This is a genomic window from Metallosphaera sp. D4-4, from assembly GCF_046245145.1.
GTDB classification, from domain to species: Archaea; Thermoproteota; Thermoprotei_A; order Sulfolobales; family Sulfolobaceae; genus Metallosphaera; species Metallosphaera sedula.
This window is the reverse complement of record NZ_CP176412.1, coordinates 1,211,737-1,236,550: the sequence shown is the minus strand read 5'-3', so window position 1 is coordinate 1,236,550 and position 24,814 is coordinate 1,211,737. Positions and strand designations below refer to the sequence as shown.

Genomic DNA, 24,814 nt, shown 5'->3' with positions numbered 1-24,814 from the left:
GAACATGTATGGGCCGGAATGCTTTTAACTTGAATCCTTAACTCGATCCCATGAACGGAAGGATAGTTTCCCTGGTACCGTACTGGGTTCTACTCTTCGTTATAGGTTTCGGCTGGTTCATAATAGCTCCTTTGGTACCGTCTGTGATATCCACTTTCCACGCCTCATTATCAGGGGCAATACTACTCATCTCCATTTACGGATACGCTGTCGTGATAGTAGGACTGATTGCCGGATTCATTTCAGCAAAGTTTTCAGTGAGGCTCTCCCTCTATATCTCTGCAATTCTCACGACACTAGGGTTCTTAGGTAGGATTTTCTCCACAAACTATCAAGAGCTACTAGTATTTCAAACAATATCTGCCATAGGCTATCCCATGGCCATAGCCCCAGTGGGCGGAGTGGTAGAGAGTGTCATGCAGGGAAGATCCCATACCCTCATAGGAATAAGCGTTGGAATCCTCTTTGGGGGAATGTCAGCTGGATCCCTGATTGGCCCATACTTCTCAGGACTGAGTCAAGCGTTCCTTGCGTCATTTATTCTCTCCATAATCTCCTTGATACTAGTGTTTACATTTGTAAGGAAATACGAGAACGTCAAGGTTCAAAGATCCTTGAGAGGTAGTTTCAATCCGAGAATGATAATGAATTGGTACATTGGACTTGCGGTCGCGTCACTCTCCGTAGGGTTGGGCGGAATAGCCTCTGCAGTGCTGGGTTCCCATCATCTGGCTAACTCAGAAGTTATTGGTGGAGAGGCTAGCAGTTTAACCTTCATTGGATCTGCCCTAGGAGCCATAATACTACCCACGGTCTTCGAGAACTTGCACGCGGTCAGGATAGGGTTAATAGTTAATGGGTTTCTCACCATGCTTTCAGCTGTGCTAATTGCTTACACGTTAATCAATCCCTTTAACGTGATAATTCTCCTGGCTTCATACCTACTGTACGGGCTGTTCGGTAATGCCCTTTGGTCCATGGCCATGGCCTCTCTTAATAAGTATGTGAACGATCCTAGCAGGTCAGGTTTAGCTACTTCAATGTTCAGTGTAGTGTCAAACCTTGGTGTAGCGCTTATCCCAGGCTATCTCGGAGGATTATTCGTGGGAGGAGGAGAGGCAGGTCTAGCGTTCGTTGGCGTGGTTGAGGCTTTGGCTTTCATCTTATCATTTTTTATATAAGAGATTAAGTTATTGTTGGTTTTTGTAGGAAGTTACCCAGTTGATTCAACACGAAAAATTACCACTGGTAAACAGAGGTCAACAGGAATTGTTGAACATGATGCGTGTTAGACCTTCTAGAATCAAAGGTCCTTACGAGATCCAATTGTTTATTGGCTTGAGAATTAACCAAACCAAGACAGTTCGAAAACTTGAGTCAACGATCTACCTTAAACCACTCCTTCTAAGCAAGTCCTTTAACACGTTAACTCCTATCTTATCACCAGTAAAATTACTCTCGTAGTTATTCTCTTCCACCCACGTTCTTAGATCCCTGTAGCCAAGCCTCTTCAACGCTTCCTCTATCTCCTTAATATGGTCACTCACGCTGACGAGCTCATCTCTCATGAACGTGGACTCCCACATGCTAACAAGCTCCTCCAATTTCCTCAACGGTTCAGGATCGTCATCCACCCTTAGATCCACGTATCTCCCTACAGCCATGGGCCCTGTCTCCTCGTCGCTATTCTTCACCACCAGGATCGCTGCGCTCTGTTTACCTCTCCTATCACCACCCTTTGCCTCTCCAGCCTTTAGGGCTTCCAGCAGTCTCCTGTGAATGGGGCCTCTCGACTCCGCTACCCTGGCCATGGCTTCCAGAACGTCTTCTCCCGTCAAGATATTTCCCTGGACAGTGAAATAGGTTCCAACTATGTGCCCAGCGTACTCATGACACTGCCTTCCCGTGAATGCGTAGGATCCACCCCTTGAGTCAACCACACCTAACTGTCTAACCTCCCTCTTGGGGTCGGCCTCGGTGAGCCTCCTCACCACTTCCTTCGCGTCGTACCTCTCCAGGAGGGAAAGGCCCTCTGGTCCATATCTCGTGTTCGCGAAAGCTTGAGTAGCTATGGCGCCAACTCCAGGTTTAGCCCAGGGAACCACTGATCCTACCGCAAGGTATTTGCTCGCTACTCCTATTCCCCACGCCTCCAAGTTGGGATCGTAGAGTACTATGGAAAACGTCATGGGATAAACTGGATTCTACGCTTAAAAGCTAAGTGAGATCCTTTTAATCGAGATCGCGAAACTTCTCCCATGAAAACTCTCAGTGTGCTCGGCGCGGGAACCATTGGATCACTTCTGGTGAAGGCAGGCCTATCTCAGGGTTATAGGGTAATCGCTACAGGCCGTTCCGAGAGAACTCTACTAAGGGTGAAGGGACTGGGAGCAGAGGCCATCACTGACAACGCTAGCGCCGTGATGAGGAGTGACTTGGTTATGATCAGTGTGAAGCCCCAACATTTTCCTGAGCTAGCCAAGTCAATTCCAAGGGAGCTCTGGAGAGGGAAAACCGTGATCTCGGTCATGGCTGGAGTTAGGCTCGACACCTTGCGTAAGGTGATGGGTGGGGCGCAGGTGTTCAGGGCAATGCCCAACGTCAATGCAGTGGTTAACATGTCAACCACCGCGATCACCGGGGAGGGTGAGGCCAAGGAACTGGTGGATTCACTCTTCAGGTCCTTGGGGGTGACCTATTGGGTCAGCGAGGACATGATGGACGTGTGGACTGCCCTCATAGGGAGTGGACCTGCTTTCATCTCTGAAATTGTGGATGGGCTAGTGCTGGGCGCTGTATCCTCGGGTATGCCCAGGGATCTAGCTTACTCCTCAGTTCTAGACATGTTAAAGGGAACTGCCGAGAACCTCAAGAATCACAAGGGTCACCCCGTGGAAGTCAGGGATAACGTGACAACTCCCGCTGGAACAACAATCAGGGGACTCAAGGCCATGGAGGAGAGGGGAGTTAAGGCAGCGCTCATAGAGACGGTAGAAAGCTCGAGCAGGAGAGCATCGGAGCTTGGTAAGCTAATTGACGAAAGAATTAGGAGGGAGTTAATTGGAGAGGACTAAGATGTTTCTCAACGATTGCCTCACTTTAAAACTGTGATAGCTTCTGCTTTATATGCCTAAACTCGTGATCAGACAGTAGGATCTCCCTTATCTCCATCCTCCCAATCTCCTTAATTCTGGAGACGTCCAGATTCAACAAGGGGATCTTCCCCTGGCACGCCTCCTGGGCCATTCTATCCCTTTCATTACCCATGTTTTTAACTAACTCCTTTAGGGAGTCGTTGAATATTCCCAAACTTTCTGCCAAAAATCTCGCCTTCCTCAGTAATTTTCTAACTCCGTGGAAGTCATTCATGAAGGGAATATCGCCATAAATTCTCATGAGGTTCTCAGCTACCAGGAACCTGGAACCGTAAAGCCTAGGCAATCTCCTTAGCCTTGGTAACCTTGCACTGACCCTCCTCAACACCTCTTCCCTATCCACCCGGGGACATCCGTGGACATCGTAATCCCTCACCTTCCCCAGGAGCTTTAGTATGCCCCTCGAGTTATCCAACAGCTCAAAATCCATGTGGAGAGGGTATAGTGCCTCAACCACAACCGCGTATTTCCTTAACTCAACCCTTGCGTCATGGACCTGGTTCGGTGAAGTTCCAAACATTTTCCTGAACTCTTCCAACTTCTCGTTCGCGTAATCCTCAGGCCTTCTCAATTCGGTCCCCAACAATGGTAGCAATTTCAGATTTTACCACCTCGAAATTTCGAGATGTGTCAACTATCACCCCGTTCTGTATGACTTTCCTGAGATAATCCTGGAAGGTGTTAAGGTAAGTCTCGTACGACGAGAACAGTTCACCGTTTATACAGATGTCTATCCCTGAGCTAAGCGGATCCAGGACTCCCTTCTTTTTAAGGATTCTCCTCATTATCTCTCTCGGACTCGACACGAGTCCCAACGACAGGTTAGCTGGGGGTAAGGCGCTCAACACATAGTTCATCCATTCCTCCTCGAGCCCCCTAGCTAATCCCCAAGCCTTCAGCGTGGAAACGTATCCATCAGCAATCGCCAGGAACCCAGCCTTAACCATGGGTTTGACCTCATTCTCAATCTGATCAGCTAGGTCGGTGACATAGGCCAGGAACAGGGTCCTCCTCTGGAAGACTATGTCCCTCTTTTTCTTGGAAATGGGCTCCCCCATCAACCTGGACATTCCAAGACCGAAGGTAACCACGCCGTAACCCTGTTCCTCTAGATAAGTCTTCAGGGAGCTCACGTGATATGTTCTGCCCGAACCCTCAGACCCCTCGAGAGCTATGATCTTTCCTTCCATAATAATTCACCCACTTTCCTCCTAATGTCCATCTGAATCTCCCTGGGAGATCTATTTCCGTCAAGGACCACAAAGCCTTCCTCTTCAGCTAGCTTGTCGTATATCTCAAGGATCATTCCCTGATACTTAAGGAAGCCTTCCTCCGGCTCTAGGTCAGGGAAAACGTCTGCCCCTGCCTCCTGCGGTTTGATCCCCCTCTTGCTCTCCCTTAGTCGAGAAAGGGCCACCTCTGGTGTTACCCTAATGAAGAAGGTTATGTCCGGTTTCGGAGCGTAGGAGTAGAGCTTCTTTACCCACTCAAGGCTCACTCCCCTGACTGAATCCCTCGCATAGGCCGTGTAGTAGTATCTGTCAGACACAACAACGAAGCCTGTACGATACATGGGCAGGATCAGCCTTTCATATCTATCCGCGAAGTCAGTGGCATGTATTAAACTAAAGGTCAGCGGAGTGAGCAAGTTCTTTTTCTTCGCCTCCTTTATTACCTCATGAATCCAGTCGCTTGAGTTCCACTCGGTGAGGTATGCGTCAACCCTAGAGTCGAGCCAGTCCTTGAGAAGCTTAGCCTGACTAGATTTCCCTGACCCATCTATTCCCTCAAACGCGATTATTGAGCCTCTCATCAATAAACACCCAAGGGATATCTCTTGTTCAAGGTCTTGATTACCTTCGACATTTCAGCCACCTTATCTATTTTACCGTCAATGCCCAGTTTAGTGAAGTCCTTTTTCCTTAACTTCTTATTGACCCCCTTACAGATGAGGGCGACAAGCGCTAAATCCCTCTTCATGAATCCAGGGAAAAGCGACTCAACCAAGTACTCATAACACGCAGTGAAGGGATCCTCCCATCCTGACTCCATAAAGACGTGGGAAAGGAATGAGGCCATCCCTGCCAGTTCACTTCCAGTTATTTTCTCCGTCTCCAGGAAGAGGTCAAAGGGAGGCTTAACCCCCATGAAACTGGAAAAGGCCTCAAGCCAGTTGTCCCTGAGCTTGGAGAGGGATAACTCTTCCGCCCTCATTACCCTCCCCTCCCTCATCCCAAACTCCGAGATAGTGAGAGTGGGGGCATCAAACAAGTTCACGAGCTCCTCAATGACTAGGATCGCCGATTTCACGGTGATGGCTCTCTCCTGGCCTATCCCCGGGAGAGCTCCGATCTCCTTCTCGTCCATGGACCAGAAGGTCTTGTTAAGTGACCTAATCTGGGAAGAGGGTACCTGGAAACCGTGCACATGTTTGAACTTGATTCCGGCTATTTTCATGAGGAATCTCCCTATTGACCTAACGTTTCCACCAGACCCCACCACCGTGGGAGGCAACCAACTTGGCAATGAGTAAAGGTAATTCCTGACCTCTTTCCTTATGCTCTCCTGGTTCTTGAAAACCTTGGCTAGCCTAAGGGCACCCAGGGGAAAGTGGTAAACCTGTCCCATCTCTCTTCCCCTCACGTAAACCAGTTCGAGCGAACCTCCTCCCAGCTCAAAGACCACGCCATCGGTGAAGGGCAGGGAGTTTATGGATCCTAGGGCTGCGAGTCTTCCCTCCTCTTCCCCTGGTATGATCCGAATATCGTGACCTAAGGACCTGGAAAGTCTCTTCGCAACTTCCTCGCCGTTCCTGGCAAGTCTGAATGCGCTTGTACCTAGGGGGTAAACCTCCTCGATCCCTCTCCTTTCCAGGACAGACCTGAACTTGGATAGCACGTTCTCAGCCTCGGCGATTCTCTCCTCCTTGATCTCTCCCCCTTCATCTACCCCATCTCCCAGTCGTGTGAAGTCCTTCATACTTCCTACTGTTCTAAAGGAGTTTTGAGATAACCTCTGGAAAACCGAAAGCCTAATCGAGTTGTAGCCCAGATCTATGACTCCAACTTCCTCCATTTAGATCAGCTTCATGACCTTCTGGGTTAGAAGCAACTCCAGTTTAGACGTTTTCTCGGTCACGTCTACTTCCACGACCGCGAGTCCGCCCCTCTTTATCTCGACTTCTGCCGAAGTGAGGGCCTTCACTAGCTTAGAGAGATGAGGTTCGTGACCTACGATAAGGATTGTTCCCTGCAATTCCTTGAGTTTCTCCGCTAGGCTCGATGGATCCTTGTCGGGAAGGAGATCCTCAAGGGTTTCAGCCTTCATGTCAAGACCCATCTCGTCAAGTATAACTTCCGCTGACTGAACTGCCCTTAGCATGGGACTGACCATAACCTGATCGGGTTCGTATCCCATTTCCTCTAGGAAGTTGGCCACTCTCCTCATCTGTTTAACTCCCTTCTTAACGAGCTTCCTATCCTGATCATTTATACCTTCAGTTTGAGGTTCGCTCTCTCCATGTCTTACAATTAGTATGGTAGTCATGTGAAGATTAGGCCTCTCCTGTATAAAAGCGTTTTTCGTGATGTGGTTTGGAGTATCAAGGTTAGTTAACGCATGAATTAATCCCGCTAAACCAGGAGGATTCCATGTTGTATGAGTTGGCCTTTGCGATTCACATGCTGGGATTGATAGGATGGGGAGGCCTAACCACAGGGGCGTATTACCTACTGGAGGCGTCAGGAGTGAGGGAGAGGAAAATACTGTTGGGTTATCGCAAGTTGGTTTACGTGGAGTGGGTATCATTGCTAGCCATGGCCCTTTCGGGCCTCTACATGTGGGATAGGTTGGGCATGCCTCCATGGGTCTACCCGGCCTTTGCTCTCTCGCCAGTGATAGCGCTGGGCGAGTACTATCACTGGAGACTAACTTACGTAGGGGATATGGATATTTTCCTGAAGAGGATGAGGATTTTGTCGCTGTTCTATACCTTGGTGGCATTGTTCCTGATTTATGACATGGTCTTCAAACCTAGTTAGCTAGCTCGGATCTCCGCCCATCTATCGCTAGTCACAAACTACGAAGTGATGGAGGAACCTTGGTGTACTTGTCATGTGTTAGGAACTGATATCCACCTCTAAGTCAAGCTTTGATTAACGTGATTTCCCACTTCAACTAAGTCTAAGTACCCTCCTAGCGTTATCTCCCATTATTTTCCCACTATTTAGTTCCCGGTACACCTGCCACGCGTGAACTGCCAGATCCTGACTCCTAAACGCGGGGAAATCGCTCCCGTAGAGAACCTTATCCTCTATCTCCAACAGTCTGGGCAACGCCTTTAGGAGATTTCTGGGAGGAATGGACGAGATCTCCAGAAACACGTTAGAGTAATTCCTGGCAAGGTAGAATGCCGTATCATACCATAGGGGTCTCCCAGCATGAGCTAGGATCAGTGTAACGTCAAAATCCTTCATCACATCATCCACAAGGATAGGATCGCCATACTTGTTCCTAGCCTTAACCCCAATGCTAGTCCCCGTGTGGATCAGTATAGGGAGTTTCTTCTCCTCCGCAAACGAGTAAATGAACTCAAGCTTCCTGTCCCCACCCTCCTCTGGTCTATAGGCGTTGGGGGAGAACCCGTGGTGAACCGGGTGTAACTTAATTCCCACAATGCCAAGGGAGTACTGCCTCTCAAGTTCCTGCTCCACGTTACAGGTCACAGGATTCACCTCTCCCCACTGAAGGAAAAGTTCGCTCCCCTTCCTGATCTCGTAGTCAAGATCGAACCCGTCGGAACACTCCTCACTCCAGCAAGGATGAGAGGGAACTAGAAGTATTTTCTCCACAGTGACGTCCTTGAAGTTGAGCGTGAACTTCGTATCCTCCACGTTTTGAAGGAATTGTCTGCAATGATCCGGAAGTTTCCTAAGGAAAATATGGTAGTGCACGTGGACGTCGACTACCCGCATGGTCATAGATAACCCCTGTAACCTAATAAGCTAGTCCTTGACCCTAAAGGAAATTTGAAACGGAGTTCTGGCTCAGGTCGAGTACTGTTTAACTCCCCGGTTAAAGTCTATTTATCGAGAATTATTTTAGTATCTAGTGATGGATTGGAAACTATTAGCTCTGCTAACTTCCGAACCCTTGGAATTATCGGCATGTTTGTCATCTCATCTGCATATTGGAATATCTCTTCAAAGAATGGGATAAGGACTCCTAGGTTAAAGTTAGTTGCTTTAAGTGCCTTGTCGAGCAGGGACTCAGCGTAAGATTCCATACCAGGTGCAATCATGTTGATGCAGAACCCAATGGCCTTTCCCACCGTTGTCTTACTCTCCGCATTGCTAATGTAAGCAAGGGTTTCATCAACTGCTAGTTTGGAGTTATTGGATACATAGATTCTCCTCACCGGCATGTTGGGGTAGTTCTTCAAGTACTCCGTTGTCTCCAACCTCACCATATCGTGGTCAAAGGTGATGAGACTCGCATTATCAACTATTACGTAGTCATGCGGATAGGATTTCAGGACATTGGTATAAAGATTGGAGAATCTCGTCCTGAGTTCGGGCTCATTCATTACTCGTTTAACGTCGCTATCATATCTGGGACCATCTCCCGTGATCTTGACAACGGTGATGAACCCCTTCTTGAACTTGAAATGTTCAAAGAACCTCGATTCAACTCCATCAACCACGCTACTTAATAGGCCCAGGTCCTCAATACCAGCCAGCCTAGAGGAGTATCCCACGTTATCCCTATCAAGAAGCAAAACTCTAAAACCCCTCTCTGCTAAAGCCAAGGATAAATTCATGGAAATGGTCGATTTGCCTACTCCTCCTTTGGCGCTCTGAATGGATACTCTCAATTTCAGACAGTATTATCATTAGAAAGATTACATATAAAGTTATCATTAGCTAGAAATTTGCATTCAAACTCCTTCCACTCGAGTTCGCATGTAAAGCTGATGTAAAATCTAAACGTATTCGTAATTTCAATCTTATATTTCAAGGTTTACTAGGATTGAACTTCCTTACTAGCGCTTCTAGATTAGTACCAAATTAAATATGTCTCAGGGATATTTATCTTAAAAGAATTACGAACTATTGATATTACAGTTTCGTAGTTCAAAACACTAAAAGGTTGCACTAGGGTTATAAAACCCAAATTAAGGCCTGATTAATTTGTTGATATTATAGTTAGATTTCACAAGGTGCGAGATATCAACAGGAACCCTTTCTCAGGGTAATAATGCGAGGAAGATTAGGTACCTCCGCATTTTCCTTAGGTTCCGGATCGGTTTTCAGAATATCTGTCCTGAGAGGTGGTGTTTACTTCGCTGAGTTCAGCATAACTGAAGATGGGGCTATATCCGTGTTACTTCACGAGAAAGGGTATAAAACCATATACGCGGATTCTGGTCTCATATGGTATGGTGAGCCTCCGGAAGACTTAGCCTCATATTTTACTCAACAAAGCAGATAAAGTTTTGGATATTGTTAGTTAATTGGCAGATTATTGAGAAGTAATTTGGTATTATTTTTGACTATCATTCAGGCTTCCTTTACTGGTTAAAGGAGGGAACAATTAGTCTCATGGAATTTTTAACCCCGTGATGTACTAGATACTACAGGTTCGCGTAATTCCAGTTCATAATGAACATTTCTTTAAAATTGAGATTCACGAAAGAAGATTATGCCCATATGTCCCGCATGTGAGATTAAACTTGAGTCTTGGGGGTCAGTCTCTAGTCATATGATTCAACAGGCTAGCAGGAGCGATCCGGGACACGTAATGTGGTTGAACAGGAACCTGTCGTTGCGTGAGATGTCACAAGAGGAACTGGCGAAGAGACTTGAAACCTTCTTCTCGGGAGAGTTAAAGTCCTGGATAATCTCTAGATTTATTGAAAAGTTTTATGGTGATAAACCACACCCCTTCATGATAGCCATGCAGAACCCGACCAGGGAAGTCCTTCTGGGTTACGTCTTGGAGCATCAGCACTTCCTAGTTAACTGGGTTAGGGTTCTCTCCAAGATTGTGTACGAGACCGACCAGGTAGACGTGATAAGATTTGAGTTGGAGAACATTACCACGGAGTTCGTAGGCACGGAGAGTTCTCCCTCACACTACGAGCTTCTCCTTAGAATGGGGGAGAGCATGGGGATGAAGAGGGAGGAAATCCTGTCTACACCGCCCCTCAAGGGGACAGTTGAGGCAATTAATACGTGGAGAAAGCTGTCACAGAGGGACTGGGTTGAGGTTATGGCTGCAATGCATAGCTTAGAGCTAGTGGCGGACAAGAACCTTAGAAGGTATGGAGCAAAGATCCACTATTTTAACGAGGGGATTCTGGTCTCAAACGATTTCCCAGAGGCGGTCAAGAACTTCCTTAGGGAGGGTTATGAGGCAGACCAGTATCATGCAGAGGAGGCCCTGGATCTGGTGGAAAGGTACGCTGTTGATCAAGAGAGAGTGAAGGTAACCGTCCTGAAGTCATTTGATGCTTTCTCCAAATATCTACTCTCTAGGTTGGAGAGAGCCTGGTTGCTATCTGGGGTGATAGCGTGAAGATAGTGGTAAATGGGGAGGAGGCAGGAACCAAGGAGAAGGGATGTGCCCTGTGCGGGGCAACCTGGGGAGGATGGTACGAAGACGTGGACGGTGAGAGGCTCTTCTTCTGTTGTGACATATGCGCAAGGGAATTCCTCAACATGCTGAACAGGGTGAAGGAGACCACTGGTTGGAGAAAGATAGACGAGTTAGTCATTAACGGAGATTACTATAGGGGGAGGAACTGTGAGGCGAAGTCCGAGGGAAGATCCCTTAGCTTTTACGTGAAGTTTGGCGAGGATGCCGAGATTACAACGTTCATAATAAAGGGGAATCATTGACCTTCGTCGTCAGGAGCAACTGACTTAGCTTCAGCAAGCTCGTTTAGCGCCAGTATCAAGTTGGATTGGGCAAAGGCCTGCGGGAAATTCCCCGTGAATACTTTCCTCCTAGGATCTATGTGCTCTCCCACGAGGTATGTACCGCGAGTGGTCTCTAGGATACCCGATATGATCCTCTCAGCGTCCTCAATCCTCCCCAGCTTTATGTAAACCCTAGCTAACCAAAGGCTAGCCAGCGTGAAGGGGTACTTTGCCTCCCCCAGAAAGTCCCTCCTATACCTTTTGGCCTGGCCGTCAACTACCAGGGTGTTCTCTATCTCCCTTAAGGTGCTCAGAAAGGTTGGATCGTCTGGTTCAACAAATCCGTAAAGCGGTAGGGTAAGTAATGCGGAGTCGACCTCATTGCTTCCAGGCCTCTTTACGAACTTCCCATCATTTACGCAGTTCTCCGTTATCCACTCCCTGATCTCATGTCTAGTATCTTTCCATCTGTTCTCCTTATCCACCACCTTCACTAGCTTTCCTGCCCTCTCCAGAGCTACCCACATCATAACCTTTGAGTGGGTATAGTGCGCCTGAACTCCCCTCTCCTCCCATATTCCTACGTCCTGAAGCTTCCAGTTCTCAGATACCCAATCAGCAATGTACTCTATTACGTCCAGATGTCCCCTCACGTAGGAGGAGTCCCCCGTGGCCACGTAGTACTTGTAAAGTGCATCCATGAAAAATCCCTCTAGATCTAGCTGAAGCTGAGCTGCCGCCGCGTTTCCAACCCTCACGGGCCTGGAGTTCATGAAACCAGAGAGCCAGGGGATCTCCACCTCCCTTGGGGGAACCGAACCGTCTATGGAATAGAGTGGGTAGAGGAACGGCTTCGTCGTGAACGACACCATCCTAGATAGGAACTCTATGATTCTCCTGGCGTCCATTGTGTGCCCAGCAGAGATGAGACCCTCAGCCACAATCGAGGAGTCCCTAACCCAGGCGAAGCGGTAGTCCCAGTTCCTCACACCGCCCTCTACCTCAGGAAGCGAAGTTGTGGGTGCAGCAACTATTGCCCCCGTGGGGTTATACATTAATCCCAAAAGCACACCTACAGACGTTTCATAGGCCGTTAGAAGGTCCTCTCCCTTAAATCCCGGTATCTCCATACGAGAGATCCTACCCCTTCCCTTCCCCCTCCTAATCAGGTTTCTCCAGTAATTTATGGTCCTCTCTACCCCAGTCTCCACATCGAATTTGAGCTCCTTCCCAAATATGCCGAACCTCTCATCACTGAAATGACCAAGGAAGGCATATCCTTCTCCTGATATCACCCACCCCCTGCTAGTTTCTTGAATTGAGGGAAAGATGAGATGTAGTTCCAAGAATTCCGAGTTCTCAGGGTTAGCTAACTTGTAAATTCCCTTACTTAACCTGTAAACCTTAGCCCTTACTTTCCCATAGTTGAACGTTGCATCAGCCCAGATCTCCAGGGGAGTCCTTGCATTGATTTTCCTAACTAGAGAGTGCTCTCCCCTTAGGAGGAGGTCAATCACCTCTGTTCCGTCCTTTAGAACAGTTTTCAATATGTTAGGAACTAGGTACTCCTGAGTTGCCACTTCCCCTGATATACCGAAGGAACCAGCCTTCTCGTCGAGAATCTTCGCGAAGACAGGGGAGGAATCGTATCTGGGAAAGGTCAACCATACGACCTCAGTTCCAGTTATAAGGGCCCCTGTGAATTCGTTGTTGAGGCAGAACAATCTTGAAGAGAAGTCCATGAATCTCTGGTCCAGGCGGTGTAATTAAACTCTTGCATACCTGGGAAATTGGCAATACAATTTCTAAAGACGAGAACTATCATAAATGAGGGTCATCCCTAGATCCAAGCAGGTTGCCTCGCAAATTACTAAGTAATTTCGACAAAACTTAATAAGATCGCTATCAAGTTATATTTATGGCATCACCACAGGAAGTGAATGGAATTTCCAGGCTTAGGGGTGGAATAGCCTTTGAGTTTTTAGCAGCAATCCTGTTGATTCTAGGCATCGTCTTTTTTGCAGGAGGCATAGCTGGAGTTATTGTGGGTGTAATTATACTGGTGATAGCGATAGCTGTGGCAATTATAGCTCTAGTCAGGCTATACGGAGGATTCTCAGCCTTAGAGCCCTTCGTTCCCAACATGGTGCTTGGAAGGATTGGGGTTATTTTGTCGATCATACCATATCTTAATTTCATAGGTTACATCCTCATAGGAATAGCACTTTATTTCATAGGCGAGAGGTATAATAATGGTACCCTGAAAACTGGAGGAATAATCACCGCCATACCCTTCATAAACTTCATCGGCTTAATTATATCCTACATAGGATTAGGATCTATTAATTTCTCTGCGGTACCGCAACCCAGCTATCAACCAGGGTATGGACAAGGGCCAGGTTATCAGCCTGGGTATGGACAAGGAACTGGGGTAGGACAAGGATATGGTCCTTCACAACAGGGTCAGCCAGTATCTGTTTACCAAGTGGGCCAAGGTACACTTAAGTATAACACAGCAAACTTCACCCTTTACTCCTCCGGTCAGGTTAGGATTACTGGTGCTTCACTCGAGGGCGTTGACACGTATGCGGTTAGTATCAATCCCGTGTTCTTGAGTCCTGGGAATAACAACGTCTCCGTAAACTTTTCCTCTCTCCCCCAGACCATGATTCCTGGAGGGGTCTACAGGATTAAGGTGAATCTAGACAACAATACTTCAGTCTACGTATCTGTAATCTACTCACAGCAGTAACAAACACAATGATAAACAACAAAAAGTCAAGAAAAAGCTTTTTACGCTACCCTTTCTAGCTGTCCCCTCACCTTGTCTAGGAGGACAGTCTTCGTTACCCTGAAGTAAAGGGTGTAGTAGTATCCGCCATATATCTGATCCACGGATATGACGTTAACCTCGTCGTTTACGTAACCTCCTAACTCTACCTCCGCAGTTCCCTTCCAGATTTCGCCATATCTACTCTCGTCCCTTAGCCTGCTCACAATCTCATACACGTCGTCTTCTCCTTCACCTCTTGAGGCAAATCTCCTCACATTTATGAAGGGTCCGAAGTTCTTCAGGGGAAGAGAGTCAGTCTTCTCCTCAAGTTCTACCCTCAATCTCAGCATCACTCCTCCTCCCCTCGTCACGTAACCTCCCATCTTGAGACCGGTCTCAGGCCTGTTATACTTCGGTAGAAGCGGGTGCAGTTTCGTCATCCTGATGTTGGCAATCTTCTTGGGGTAGCCATCTAGCCAGCCTCTGACCAAGGCCCAATCCTTGTCTACCCACATGTAGGGGAAATACAGGTAGTTCTTTCCCTTGTACTCTACCTTCAGTCCTATTGCGCCCTCCATGTACTGAACCAGATCCGGCTCCTGGTACATATAATCCCAGTTCGACTCTGCCGTCGAAACGAATTCAGCTATGTACACCCATCCCTCTCCATCCGTCTTCATGAACTCTGGGATGATCTGTTCTGCCCCACTGAACTTTACGTGAGATGCTATGTACGTCACGCCGTAATACCAGGGTGGTGGGAAAACTGTTTGCGATCTGCCCGTCCTGGTTATGGGCATTGTGAAATCCTTTTCGCTGGACATGGAGGCAACTTGCTCCCTCCATTTTTAAAACATATCTCTAACAAGTTTCACGCTATCAACTCAAAACGTCAGATGATCCGACACATACCTCAGAATCTTTCTCTGGACGTTCCTCCAGTGGTAGAGAAAGGTTACTTTGCTCACCCCCAAAACCTTGGCCAGTGCCTCAGCCTCAATCTCCCTTGGATAGTTGAGATATCCATGGTTGAGGGCCATCCAAAACACCTTCCTTTCCATATCCGTGAGATAGGGATAACTGGGCGAAAAGTCCTCCACTTCGACGCGAACTATCTTTCCCAGGGATGATAGTTCCTCCTTCAGTTCGCTGAGAGTTCCGCTTCCTGTAACGAAGGTCCAGAACTCCTTACCCATTTCGTTATAGTTACCCAGAATTAGAACCTCCCTTGAGTAAAGTAAACCTGCGATCGATCCTTCATATACGTTAAGGAAATCCAGAAGGGCGTCACTCCTATTCACGTAAACTCTATTCAACTTCTTCACTGATTTATGTGATGCCATCCTCCGCCCCAGTTCCTTAGATGGTGAAACGAGCCAACTCCTCAGATAACCACGGTCAGGGTAAACCTCTAGGTTCATGGTAATAGCTCTCTCCTGAGTCTCTGATGTCCAACAACCCTCGTGAATTACCCCGACAGTCACTTTCTTAAGCACCATTTTCCATCATCTATAATCTAGTTTATACTGTAATAACCTTATACTTATAATGTTTCAATATTAAACTAGTTTGATATAACGGATTAATTACCATGAACAATTCTCCAATTATGGCAGAAAAGTCTGTGAAAGCCGGGGAAATAATCGCCCGGATGGACAGGTTACCCATCTGGTCACTCTCGTACATTTTCATTGGAATACTGGGGATGGGATTTCTCTTCACATTTTTTGATATTTTTGACATTAACGTCTCATTTATCCAGACATCTCTCACCATATTTCACGTTAGTAGTCCATCCTCGCCAGAGATTGGGGTTCTACTGGGACCGGCAGTTCTCCTTAACCTGGTTGGATACATTGTGGGCTCCCTACTCCTTTCCCCTCTCTCGGATCGGATAGGCAGGAGGAACATGCTCATGATAACTATGGCCATCACGGGGCTCGGGAGCCTGTATAACGCACTTGTTAACGATTATTCTAACTTCCTCCTGGCTAGGACTATCACGGGAATAGGAGTCGGAGCAGACCTGGCAGTGGTCAACACTTACATAGGCGAAGTTGCTCCACTAAATGGGAGGGCAAAGTACACCAGTTTCGTGTTCCTGTTCTCAACTCTTGGGGCTGGGTTGGGTCTCTGGTTAGGACTCCTGTTAACAACTCCACCTGCTCCATTTCCCCTAGGTTTACCCTTCGCTCTAGGAGGATCTGGCTTCCTTGCCGTAAACGGGTGGAGGGTGATGTACGGAATTGGCGCTCTCCTAGCCTTGATAGGCTTGCTCCTCAGGTTCAATCTTCCTGAATCTCCTAGATGGTTAATATCCCGCGGTAGGATAGCTGACGCCGAGGCCGTGGTAAAACAAATGGAAGAGAGAGCGTCGAGGAAGCTAAGGTCTCTTCCTCCACTTCCCGCGGTAATACCCCCTTACGTTGTGGAGAGATTGTCCTATCTCGACTCGTTAAAGGCAGTGATACTGGATAGGAGGTATGCGAGAAGGCTCGCGGTCCTAATCCCGATGTGGTTCTTTGGCTACATGACCGTTTACGTGTTAGCAGCAGGGTTAACTACTATCCTGGCGTCCCTAGGATATCCTCCGCCCGAGGCCGGTATCATTGCCTCCTTTGGGGATATAGGGTTCATCCTATGTGCACTTACCATCATGTTGGTTGGGGATAAGATAGAGAGGAGCAGGTGGACTGCAATCTCAGTTCTCTTTACCATAGTGGGAGGCGTTGTGATAGCATTAGCGAAGACCAACTTACCGTTATCTTTCCTGGGATCGTCAATACTGTTCTACGGCTTCAATCTCTGGGTTCCAGTGTCATATGCGTGGAGCGCTGAGAGCTTTCCAACAAGGGCTAGGGCGACAGGTTTCGCCCTCACCGACGGACTGGGGCATATAGGAGGAGGAGTGGGGACAGTCGTTGTAGCGTCTTTTGTGGCGTCCCTGGTGTCAAGTGGTGTCACCACGGGATTGGCAATTGAGGTTTTCATGCTCATAGCGTCCTTCCAGATAATCTCAACAGTGATTGCAGTATCCCTAGGACATAAAACAGCTAATAAAAGGTTGGACGAAATATCCCCGTGAGATACATGGAAATCAACCTGTCTGAAGGACTAAGGGACTTGATGAGGAGGTATCCACAGGGCGTAGCCGTGGTTACCACTAAGTGGAAGGGTAAAATGGTCGGAATGACCGTGAACACGTTCAACTCGCTTTCCTTGAATCCTCCCCTGGTCCTCTTCATTGCCGATAGAACCAAGGGTAACGACGTCCCATTCAGGGAGACTTCAAGTTTCTCGGTAAACCTTGTGGACGATGCGAAGATCCTCGATGTTTTTGCAACCAAGCCAGTGGAGACCAGGTTTCAGGAAGTGAAGTTTCATCTCTCAAAGGAAGGGGTTCCTCTACTGAGTGACGCTTATGCCTACTTACTAGCAAGCAGGGGTCAGGTGGTAGATGTGGGGGACCACGCTATCATAGTGGGAGAGGTGAAGGAGGTTAAGGTGAACAGGGAACCCAATCCGCTGGTTTACTACATGAGACACTACAGGAATGTTTGCGTTTAACCTGAGAAGAGCTTACGTCAGACTTTTTGGTGCTTGTTCTTTAACTGGTTTGATGTAAACCTAATAAAATTCGTAAATTAAAATAGTCTCATGACTAACTTAAACGTGCTCAGGCTTTCTCACGTATGCGTGAGAGTAACAGACCTAGAGAGGGCTGAGAACTTCTATGTCAATCTCCTTGGCTTCGTGGAGACGCAGAAGGATGGAGACTACCTCTATCTCAGGGGGATCGAGGAGGGACAACACCACAGTCTAGTTCTGAAGAAGGCAAGCTCTCCAGGCCTGTGCTATATTGCGTTCAGGGTTAGGGAGGGACTCGATAAGGTGAGGGAACTGGGTAACTCCACGAGATTCAAGGAGAAGGGGGTGGAGGACTCCATACTCCTGGAGTCGCCTGGAGGAGTTCCCCTCCTCTTCTATCAGGACATGGAGTATGTGGGTGATTTGAGGCTGAAGTTCTATCTTCATCGAGGCGTCTCCCCGGTGAAGCTAGCCCACGTGAATTACGTGGTAGGTAACCTCGAGAGGGAGGAGAGATTTTTCAAAGACCTCGGGTTCGTGGAAACCGAACGTTTCCTGGACAAGACAGGGAGGAAGACAGTGGTCTGGCTCACAAGGAGGGGTAACTCTCACGAGGTGGCAATAGCTGAGTCCCAGAGGAAAGTTCCAGGTTTCCATCACGAAACTTACTACGTGCACGATGTAAGGGATGTGATTAGGGCAGCGGACTTACTAGCGTCCATGGGATACTGGGATAACATAGAAAGGGGACCGGGAAGGCATGGGGCTACAGAGGGGTACTACATTTACCTCAGGGACCTGGACATGAATAGACTGGAGTTCTTTACCAACGATTATGAGGTGTTAGATCCAGATAAGTGGAAGACAGTGGAATGGACCCACGATCAGTTTAGGTTCAGGAGCGACTTCTGGGGAAGGCCAATCCCAGATTCTTGGCTCAAGGAGTGGATGCCCGTGGAGAACCTTAACGGAGAGTTAAGGAGGTGGGAAGCATGATAAGGAAAGGGAGTGACTACATAGAGAGTATAAGCAAGAATCCGCCTGTGACCTACTACGAAGGGGAAGTTGTGAGCGACGTTGTAAATCATCCCGCATTCAGGATCCCGGTTAAGACTGTGGCCAGCTACTACGACCTTCACTGGAAAGTTGACGGGTTGAGGGCCTATAACAGAGACGTCGGTGAGGAAACCAGTATAAGCCTGGTCAGACCCAGGAGCAAGGAGGACCTCCTGAAGTTAGGGGAGGGGCTGGTAAAGATCTACGAGTTCTATAGGGGTTTCTTCGGAAGAAGCCCAGATTACATGAACCTATGGACCATGGTCTTCTTCGCCCACGCTGAGGACTACTTCGGGAAACACTTCGGTTCCAGGTTCATGGAGAACGCCATGGAAATCTATCGGGAATCCACAAGAAAGGACCACTTTTACACGCACGCCATAGTTGCCCCGATGTATGACAGATCCAGACCTCCGTCTCAATGGGAAGACCCGTACATACAGATAGGTATCACAGAGGAGAGGCCAGAGGGAGTTGTGGTCAGGGGCGCAGCTATGATTTGCACGGCAGGGCCCTACGCCGAGATGCTGTGGTATCTTCCGAACATGAGGAGGGACTCTGACCCTAGGTATGCCCTCTACTTCTCAATTCCCACAACTACCAAGGGGGTAAGGTTCATAGCGAGGAGAGGGTTCCAACCAAGGGAGGGTGGTGAGTTTGAGTACCCCATCTCCTCAAGATGGGACGAGGCTGATGCAATCCTGGTCTTAGATAACGTGTTAGTCCCGTGGGACAGGATCATATTCTTCAAGAAACCTGAGCTCATTGAGGACCTCATGTGGCATACTGTGGGGCTCAGGGGATGGTTTAACTGGCACTTCATGATACAGCACTACACCAGGCTTAAGTTTTTGGCAGGGCTAGCCATGACTATCACCGAGGCAGCCGGTACAAGTACCTTCATCAACGTTCAAGAAAAAATAGGCGAGATCCTCCTATACGTCGCACTTAACGAGGCTGCCCTCTATGGTTCCGTGGCCAGAGCCCAGGAATTACCCAACATCGTGAGACCCGATCCCTATATCTCAATCTCAGCCAGTCACTTCAACATGAAGGCAGTACCACGGGCAAACGAGATCCTGAGGCTCATAAGTGCCGGTTCATCCATACCAATACCCGCCGGGGCAAAGGACTTCACGAACCCCGAGGAAAGGGCTTACCTAGAGAAGTACATGGCAATGAAGGGATTCGATGCTCTTGAGAGAGTCAAGACCTTCAACCTCCTTTGGGACGTGATAGGGTCGGAGGTGGGAATGAGATATGAGCAATACGACCGGTTCAGTAGGGGTGATCCCACGATCAGGTGGGCTCAGACTTACACTGAGGTATTCAAGGATAGGAGAAACGAGTTCGTGAAACTGGTCAAGGAAATTCTGGATCAGATGCCAAATCCAAAGGCCTAAAAAATTACACATCGACTTCGATCCAGCCGCCATTGTCCCTGACCTGATACGTCTTCAAGCTAAGTTTTTCCTTGGGTGCATCCTTGGCCACGTATGGAGGCTCCAGCATTTCTCCAGTCTTAAGGTTGAAGACTGCGTGATGGCAAAAACACTTCACCGTTAGGTTACTGGCGTCAAGCTCACCTAGGATACACCTGGCGTGGGAGCAAACTGCGTCCATTCCGTAAAGCGCTCCATTGATGTTTGCAATGAAAATTACCTTATCATCTACCTTAACGGCAGCATGACCTGCCTTTTCCAGTGCCTTTGCACTTATAGTTCTTTTCCAAGTCATGGCAAAGGTCTTTTTCTAGATCTCTTAAAGATTTCACTTTATAAAAATATAAATGTCTTAAAACAGACAAAAAATTAAAATGAAAATAGTGAGGAGGATCTCCTGCACTGAATTGAAGGAGCCTTCATGAACGCTAAATATCCTTGAAAAGACCTATTCCTAATGAGTGGGATCAGGATTCAACGGCTTAAGGCGAGGGCTTTACAGTTTCTTGAAAATGCTAGACTTAACGTGGAAAAGGGATATTATGATTTGGCCGTGTTTAACTGTGAACAATCGCTTCAACTCTATCTAAAGGCGATATTACAGGAACTCTTTGCGTCCGAATTCAGATCTCATGAGCTTAGATCACTCTTATCTCATCTCTCTAAGCTGTTGGGAGAGAGTGGGTTTCAGGAGGCACAGAGGGAAATAGATGCGTTGACTAGGTCAAAAAGGGATTTCTTAATTGATTTAGAAAATGCGTATATCGATAGCAGATACGGTGACGTGGAATACGACAGGTCTCATGCCGAGGAAATTTTGAGGTCCACCGAGGAGATCATAAATAAACTGGAGGTGATTGCTAGGAATGTCAAGTTGGGTAAGGGATAAATTTGAGCATCTTTCCAAGTGGAGGGAGTATGCCAAGGCCATAGCGGATTCGGCAAGGGAGTTTGATCCCGGGGTGAAGGTTTACGTTTTCGGGGGAGTGGCAGAGGATAGGATAACCGTGTTAAGCGATATAGATATACTTATCATTTTTCCTAGACTATTAAGTGACAGGGACATAATCAGGTTAAGGAGAGAAATACTTGTAAGGGCTATGGATGAGCATTCTCTTCCCTTTGACTCTCCGGTGGAGCTACACGTAGTTGACTCTGAAAGGGCAAAGGAGTATCTCAGTCGTGCAAGGAAGTTGATTGAGATAACGTAGGCTCCACTAAGAGTTGAAGGATCCCAGTTATCACGGAATCCATGATCTCATAAACTCCCCTCTCCTCGCGTTTAAGGTACCTTTCCGAGAAGAGTCTCTTCTCGTTTATGCGGAACCTGTTAAGTTCGATTCTCCAATGATCGGAACCAAGAGATTCAAGATCTTAGTCTTCTTGTCAGATGGATCGTCCGTTTTTAAATATGAATTTCATGGGTACCCATACAATGAAGGAACTAACGGTTCCCGTGGACCATATGAACCAGTGACTCTCTAAGCAATCCTAATTAAGCCTGTTATCGATATATCTAATATGAGGAGCGAGTTCTGGAAGTTCGTGCCCATCCTCGCCTTCATTTCCATTATGACCATGTATGTGGAGATGGTGGTGCTCCCCTCATTACCGAGGATAGAGTCGCAGTTCAATGTTACGTCATCAGAGGGATCTTGGATACTTTCCTCGGAAACCCTCACAGGGATGGCACTCGCTCCCTTAGTGGGTAGACTTGCAGACTCTTGGGGGAGGAAGAGAGTGCTACTCTCAATCCTTTCAATTTACATCGTGTCCGTTGCCCTAACTTCCTTGTCCCCAAACTTTGCTGTACTCATAGCCTCAAGGTCTGTTCAAGGCATCGGGTTAAGTATTAACCCGCTAGCATATACACTTCTCAGGGAAAGGCTTAGCAACAGGGAACTTCCAGTTGCTCAGGGTGTGATAGCCTCCACTTTCGCTATTGGCGCAGCAGTTGCTCTGCCCATTGGTAGCTTCATTTCTCAGTATTACTCCTGGCAGTTCGCTTACATAACCTCTCTCCCCTTCCTAGTGATGAGCGTAATACTGGTTTACCTTCTTCTTCCCAGCTCAACCGTGAGAACAGGAGAGAAGATTGACCTCGTGGGAGTTGGGTTACTGTCAATGGGTTTCCTACTTGTGGGAATTGGTTTCACCGAGGCCCCTAGCTGGGGATGGACCTCTCCTGGGTTCTTCTCCCTTCTGGGTCTCGGAGGCCTCATCCTAGCCTACTTTGCCCTTCGTGAGAAGAGAGTCAACAACCCAGTCATCAATCCCGAGGACCTCAAGAACCCAAACATCTCCGTTCCTCTCCTTTCCTCGTTCATAACGGGTTTTGGGCTTTTCCTTACTTTCCAGTCCCTCGTGTTCATTTTCGAGTTACCTAGGCCCGTGGGATACGGTTACAGCATCCTGCAGACCGGAGAGACAATGGCGCCCATATCCCTGGTGCTCCTAGTTGGTGGACCACTTTTCGGAAGTCTAGTGAACAGGGTAGGTTATAAGAGGGTGATCCTGTCTTCCTCAATAGCATCTACTGGGACCTTAGGTTTACTAGCCTGGGTCGTGGGCAAGGTAGGTGTGCCTGAACTCATGGGAGTCCTGGTACTCGTGTTGTTCTTCATTTCTGGGATGAATGTTACTAGGATCACCCTTCTTCTGGCCTCATCCTCTAGGGAGAAAATGTCATCAATCACGGGGACTAATACCTCAATGAGACTCATGGGTAACACGCTAGGGCCGATCATCAGTGGATCGCTTCAGGACACGTATAAGTTCCCCCTGTTCTCCGGCTTTCTGGGTAGTATCCCTCTCTTTACCTTCATACCCTCGATTCAGGCCTTCCAATATTCTTTCCTCATCTCCATGGCCTCAGTGATCTGCGTGGTAATACTTGCAACGAGGATAAGGGAATCCCCCATGTTAACTAGCTAGTTGACCAGGTCCTCCAATTCCCAAATTTGTCGTACTCGGGGCAAGCTCTCCTATAGTTTATACCCTGAACCCAATCCACGTTGACGAAGGTATCGAAGAACTTCCTCTCCAGTGTACTTGGCCTTTCAACTAGGGGAGAGATCTCGCTTATCACGGACTCCATCTCCTCCCTTGAGGAAAAGTAGAGGATGATAACTCCCCTGCTCACCAGCCTAAGTGGTAAGGGGAAGAAGGAGAACTTCCACGGAACGTCGAGCTCGTCCAGTAGGACTAGAACGTCATCCAGTTCCACCTTAAGGGAGGAGATGGGTATCCCAACTTTCCAGCAGTTGAGGGAGTTAGGATGTTGAACCCCCCTTAGAAAATCAGCGTAACATACCTCGCACTTCCCCCACTCCTTCTTTCCCTGAACCCATCTCACTTTTCCACCACGGCCCACCATTCCATGAAAGAGGAACCGCTCCTTATCACCTTGAACTTGGAGAGTAACTCTTTCCACTCTTCCTCCTTCACACTTCTCGGGTCCTTTCCTCTTCCCTTCCTCGAGCTCACGTAGGCCCTCGCAGACCTTTTCATGACCCTCCTCATTTCATCTACTGCTCCCGCGTGATCCACGAGGCAACATAGTACAAGGTTTGAGAACACGAAGTCCACGCTCTCATCTTCCAAAAAGGTAAGGGAGCTCGCAGAACCTACCCTCGCCTCAACGTTGCTTAGACCCTTCCTCTTGATCCGATCTATTGCTCTTGGGTCAGGGTCAACTGCCCACACTTTTCCCTTCTCTCCCACTAACCTGGACAGGAGAGGGATGAAGAAACCTGGGCCAGAGCCCACATCTAGAACAGTCATCCCTGGGGCAATCGAGTCCCTAAACCTATCCAAGATCCTGGTTGGGGGTGAGAGAGCCCTCCTCACAGGATTGTCAAGGATGAACGGCGGTATTTTCCTATCCTGAACCATATGTGATGATTGAATAGCAGGTTAAATTTTTTCTCATTAGTGTATTAAGTAGAAATATAAATTAGTTAATTCAACATAAGGCTTGGAACTGTTTCTTTCGTGTAAAGGATTTTCATATTTAGAGGCAAAGTTAAGGTTACTCAAGGTTGGATTGAGCAGATACTAGTCCCCTACACAATACCGGGAATAAACCTCTTCTTGACGCGGTTCATATACGAAATATACTCTTCTCCCAGTTCTTGAGTCAAGAGCTTTTCCTCCAACTTTGCTCTATGACTGTACACCAGGAGAGATGCTGTTATGGAAAGAACTATTGCAAAGACGGACCTTGAGGCGATTGCCACTCCAGTCAGCATGATCATGGCCCCACCGTAGGCTGGATGCCGAACATGCGCGTAAGGGCCGGAGTCAACAACCCTGTGATTCTCTAGCACGGTCACGATGGGAGAGAAGAATTTTCCTAAGGTCAAGATTGCCCATAACCTAAACCCTATCCCTACTAGCGCTAGAATAACTCCCAAATACACCAAGGGAAATGGTAACTCGCCAAGTCCAGAGTAAAACGAAAAATATGTAAAGAAAATATCCACGAAGTATATTCCGAAAAGAGTAACTACTAGAACAATATAGGATCCGAACTCCCTCCTTCTTATTTTCCCTCTTTGCTCGCCTCTTTTCCAAACTCTAGGGAGAAGGTATGCAAGTAATAACTCTACTGAAAGGGTTCCATATGACAACGCAAAAACAATTTCAATGGTCTCAGCAAAATTGTTAATCATTAAAATAGTTTCCTTATCATAGTATTAAGGTTATCTTCGGTGGTTATGCGATTATATCTGTAAATAGAAAATAAGACTGAACGGATGTTGCTATGATTGCTCCTTTCATCCTTCTAGCCGTGAAGGGAAACTTCACCTGTTCAAGCGAAACGAGTCTTGGATTGTCACGCACAAGATCACGTTCTAGATTTTCAGTGTAGGTATATTT

The 24,814-nt window shown here is 47.6% G+C and carries 29 protein-coding genes; 14 read left to right on the top strand and 15 right to left on the bottom strand.

Annotated features, from left to right (window positions below; all coding sequences use genetic code 11):
- The first annotated feature begins 50 nt into the window (after window positions 1–50).
- Window positions 51–1,181 (top strand): MFS transporter, encoded by a 1,131-nt coding sequence (locus tag ACI49J_RS06625; protein ID WP_240254663.1) that lies wholly within the window; start codon window positions 51–53, stop codon window positions 1,179–1,181.
- 204 nt (window positions 1,182–1,385) lie between these two features.
- Here ACI49J_RS06625 and ACI49J_RS06620 read toward each other — a convergent pair whose 3' ends face one another.
- On the bottom strand, window positions 1,386–2,189 hold the full coding sequence (locus ACI49J_RS06620) for a DUF1028 domain-containing protein (protein WP_240254665.1): 804 nt from the start codon (window positions 2,187–2,189) through the stop codon (window positions 1,386–1,388).
- A gap of 69 nt (window positions 2,190–2,258) precedes the next feature.
- Between ACI49J_RS06620 and proC the strand changes: the two genes are divergently transcribed.
- Window positions 2,259–3,074, top strand: a complete 816-nt coding sequence (gene proC / locus ACI49J_RS06615; RefSeq protein ID WP_240254667.1) for a pyrroline-5-carboxylate reductase — start codon at window positions 2,259–2,261, stop codon at window positions 3,072–3,074.
- Between the two features lie 25 nt (window positions 3,075–3,099).
- Here the strand turns inward: proC and ACI49J_RS06610 are convergent, their stop codons facing one another.
- From ACI49J_RS06610 to sixA, 5 genes are read right to left on the bottom strand one after another with little or no spacing between them, the layout of a single operon-like run.
- Window positions 3,100–3,750 carry a CHAD domain-containing protein gene (locus ACI49J_RS06610; protein ID WP_240254669.1) on the bottom strand — a complete coding sequence of 217 codons (651 nt, stop codon included), beginning with the start codon at window positions 3,748–3,750 and terminating at the stop codon, window positions 3,100–3,102.
- Window positions 3,713–4,345, bottom strand: coding sequence for a thymidylate kinase (locus ACI49J_RS06605; protein WP_240254671.1), 633 nt, complete (start codon window positions 4,343–4,345; stop codon window positions 3,713–3,715). The genes ACI49J_RS06610 and ACI49J_RS06605 overlap by 38 nt, the downstream gene beginning before the upstream one ends.
- Entirely contained in the window at window positions 4,327–4,968 is a 642-nt protein-coding gene (gene tmk / locus ACI49J_RS06600) for a dTMP kinase (RefSeq protein ID WP_240254674.1), read from the bottom strand. Before tmk ends, ACI49J_RS06605 begins: the two co-directional genes overlap by 19 nt.
- Window positions 4,968–6,230, bottom strand: a complete 1,263-nt coding sequence (locus tag ACI49J_RS06595) for a Ppx/GppA phosphatase family protein (protein ID WP_240254675.1) — start codon at window positions 6,228–6,230, stop codon at window positions 4,968–4,970. The genes tmk and ACI49J_RS06595 overlap by 1 nt, the downstream gene beginning before the upstream one ends.
- Window positions 6,231–6,701: a phosphohistidine phosphatase SixA gene (gene sixA / locus ACI49J_RS06590; RefSeq protein WP_240254676.1), complete on the bottom strand. Its 471-nt coding sequence runs from the start codon at window positions 6,699–6,701 to the stop codon at window positions 6,231–6,233.
- A 104-nt stretch (window positions 6,702–6,805) separates the two neighbouring features.
- On the opposite strand from sixA, the gene ACI49J_RS06585 reads away from it, so the two are divergent.
- The gene (locus tag ACI49J_RS06585; protein WP_240254677.1) at window positions 6,806–7,195 is read left to right on the top strand and encodes a hypothetical protein; all 390 of its coding nucleotides are present in this window, start codon (window positions 6,806–6,808) and stop codon (window positions 7,193–7,195) included.
- Window positions 7,196–7,327: 132 nt separating this feature from the next.
- On the opposite strand, the gene ACI49J_RS06580 is transcribed toward ACI49J_RS06585, so the two are convergent.
- Both ACI49J_RS06580 and ACI49J_RS06575 read right to left on the bottom strand, forming a co-directional pair.
- Entirely contained in the window at window positions 7,328–8,134 is an 807-nt protein-coding gene (locus ACI49J_RS06580) for an amidohydrolase family protein (RefSeq protein WP_240254678.1), read from the bottom strand.
- A gap of 101 nt (window positions 8,135–8,235) precedes the next feature.
- Window positions 8,236–9,027, bottom strand: a complete 792-nt coding sequence (locus tag ACI49J_RS06575; protein ID WP_240254679.1) for an AAA family ATPase — start codon at window positions 9,025–9,027, stop codon at window positions 8,236–8,238.
- A gap of 383 nt (window positions 9,028–9,410) precedes the next feature.
- On the opposite strand from ACI49J_RS06575, the gene ACI49J_RS06570 reads away from it, so the two are divergent.
- The 3 genes from ACI49J_RS06570 to ACI49J_RS06560 all read left to right on the top strand — a co-directional run bounded on the left by ACI49J_RS06570 (window position 9,411) and on the right by ACI49J_RS06560 (window position 11,053).
- Window positions 9,411–9,644 carry a glycosyltransferase family 2 protein gene (locus ACI49J_RS06570; RefSeq protein WP_240254680.1) on the top strand — a complete coding sequence of 78 codons (234 nt, stop codon included), beginning with the start codon at window positions 9,411–9,413 and terminating at the stop codon, window positions 9,642–9,644.
- 210 nt (window positions 9,645–9,854) lie between these two features.
- Window positions 9,855–10,730, top strand: coding sequence for a C2H2 type zinc finger domain-containing protein (locus ACI49J_RS06565; protein WP_240254682.1), 876 nt, complete (start codon window positions 9,855–9,857; stop codon window positions 10,728–10,730).
- On the top strand, window positions 10,727–11,053 hold the full coding sequence (locus ACI49J_RS06560; RefSeq protein ID WP_240254684.1) for a TA0938 family protein: 327 nt from the start codon (window positions 10,727–10,729) through the stop codon (window positions 11,051–11,053). Before ACI49J_RS06565 ends, ACI49J_RS06560 begins: the two co-directional genes overlap by 4 nt.
- Here the strand turns inward: ACI49J_RS06560 and treH1 are convergent.
- On the bottom strand, window positions 11,047–12,816 hold the full coding sequence (treH1, locus tag ACI49J_RS06555; protein ID WP_240254686.1) for an alpha,alpha-trehalase TreH1: 1,770 nt from the start codon (window positions 12,814–12,816) through the stop codon (window positions 11,047–11,049). The two genes, ACI49J_RS06560 and treH1, sit on opposite strands and share 7 nt — an antisense overlap.
- Window positions 12,817–12,992: 176 nt before the next feature.
- On the opposite strand from treH1, the gene ACI49J_RS06550 reads away from it, so the two are divergent.
- Window positions 12,993–13,826, top strand: a complete 834-nt coding sequence (locus ACI49J_RS06550; RefSeq protein ID WP_240254688.1) for a DUF973 family protein — start codon at window positions 12,993–12,995, stop codon at window positions 13,824–13,826.
- A gap of 41 nt (window positions 13,827–13,867) precedes the next feature.
- On the opposite strand, the gene ACI49J_RS06545 is transcribed toward ACI49J_RS06550, so the two are convergent.
- Together ACI49J_RS06545 and ACI49J_RS06540 are read right to left on the bottom strand one after the other, a co-directional pair.
- Complete coding sequence (locus tag ACI49J_RS06545) at window positions 13,868–14,671, bottom strand: acetoacetate decarboxylase family protein (protein ID WP_240254690.1); 804 nt, start codon at window positions 14,669–14,671, stop codon at window positions 13,868–13,870.
- A gap of 60 nt (window positions 14,672–14,731) precedes the next feature.
- Window positions 14,732–15,346, bottom strand: a complete 615-nt coding sequence (locus tag ACI49J_RS06540) for a helix-turn-helix domain-containing protein (RefSeq protein WP_240254692.1) — start codon at window positions 15,344–15,346, stop codon at window positions 14,732–14,734.
- Window positions 15,347–15,456: 110 nt separating this feature from the next.
- Between ACI49J_RS06540 and ACI49J_RS06535 the strand changes: the two genes are divergently transcribed.
- The 4 genes from ACI49J_RS06535 (at window position 15,457) to ACI49J_RS06520 (ending at window position 19,894) form a co-directional block, all read left to right on the top strand.
- A complete protein-coding gene (locus ACI49J_RS06535) occupies window positions 15,457–16,932 on the top strand; it encodes an MFS transporter (RefSeq protein ID WP_240254694.1) in 1,476 nt (491 codons plus the stop codon).
- Window positions 16,933–16,949: 17 nt separating this feature from the next.
- Entirely contained in the window at window positions 16,950–17,414 is a 465-nt protein-coding gene (locus tag ACI49J_RS06530) for a flavin reductase family protein (RefSeq protein ID WP_240254840.1), read from the top strand.
- 90 nt (window positions 17,415–17,504) lie between these two features.
- On the top strand, window positions 17,505–18,431 hold the full coding sequence (hpaD, locus tag ACI49J_RS06525; protein ID WP_240254696.1) for a 3,4-dihydroxyphenylacetate 2,3-dioxygenase: 927 nt from the start codon (window positions 17,505–17,507) through the stop codon (window positions 18,429–18,431).
- The gene (locus ACI49J_RS06520) at window positions 18,428–19,894 is read left to right on the top strand and encodes a 4-hydroxyphenylacetate 3-hydroxylase family protein (RefSeq protein ID WP_240254698.1); all 1,467 of its coding nucleotides are present in this window, start codon (window positions 18,428–18,430) and stop codon (window positions 19,892–19,894) included. Before hpaD ends, ACI49J_RS06520 begins: the two co-directional genes overlap by 4 nt.
- A 4-nt stretch (window positions 19,895–19,898) precedes the next feature.
- Here ACI49J_RS06520 and sdx read toward each other — a convergent pair whose 3' ends face one another.
- Window positions 19,899–20,228 carry a sulredoxin gene (gene sdx / locus ACI49J_RS06515; protein WP_240254700.1) on the bottom strand — a complete coding sequence of 110 codons (330 nt, stop codon included), beginning with the start codon at window positions 20,226–20,228 and terminating at the stop codon, window positions 19,899–19,901.
- A gap of 162 nt (window positions 20,229–20,390) precedes the next feature.
- Between sdx and ACI49J_RS06510 the strand changes: the two genes are divergently transcribed.
- The 3 genes from ACI49J_RS06510 to ACI49J_RS06500 all read left to right on the top strand — a co-directional run bounded on the left by ACI49J_RS06510 (window position 20,391) and on the right by ACI49J_RS06500 (window position 22,867).
- Window positions 20,391–20,822, top strand: coding sequence for a HEPN domain-containing protein (locus ACI49J_RS06510; RefSeq protein ID WP_240254702.1), 432 nt, complete (start codon window positions 20,391–20,393; stop codon window positions 20,820–20,822).
- A complete protein-coding gene (locus tag ACI49J_RS06505; RefSeq protein WP_240254704.1) occupies window positions 20,800–21,144 on the top strand; it encodes a nucleotidyltransferase domain-containing protein in 345 nt (114 codons plus the stop codon). The genes ACI49J_RS06510 and ACI49J_RS06505 overlap by 23 nt, the downstream gene beginning before the upstream one ends.
- A 310-nt stretch (window positions 21,145–21,454) precedes the next feature.
- Window positions 21,455–22,867, top strand: coding sequence for an MFS transporter (locus ACI49J_RS06500; RefSeq protein ID WP_240254707.1), 1,413 nt, complete (start codon window positions 21,455–21,457; stop codon window positions 22,865–22,867).
- Here the strand turns inward: ACI49J_RS06500 and ACI49J_RS06495 are convergent.
- From ACI49J_RS06495 to ACI49J_RS06485, 3 genes are all read right to left on the bottom strand, one after another.
- Window positions 22,860–23,309, bottom strand: coding sequence for a hypothetical protein (locus tag ACI49J_RS06495; RefSeq protein WP_342781120.1), 450 nt, complete (start codon window positions 23,307–23,309; stop codon window positions 22,860–22,862). The two genes, ACI49J_RS06500 and ACI49J_RS06495, sit on opposite strands and share 8 nt — an antisense overlap.
- Complete coding sequence (locus ACI49J_RS06490; RefSeq protein WP_240254711.1) at window positions 23,285–23,827, bottom strand: class I SAM-dependent methyltransferase; 543 nt, start codon at window positions 23,825–23,827, stop codon at window positions 23,285–23,287. Before ACI49J_RS06490 ends, ACI49J_RS06495 begins: the two co-directional genes overlap by 25 nt.
- 170 nt (window positions 23,828–23,997) lie before the next feature.
- A complete protein-coding gene (locus ACI49J_RS06485; RefSeq protein ID WP_240254713.1) occupies window positions 23,998–24,606 on the bottom strand; it encodes an isoprenylcysteine carboxylmethyltransferase family protein in 609 nt (202 codons plus the stop codon).
- Between the last annotated feature and the right edge of the window lie 208 nt (window positions 24,607–24,814).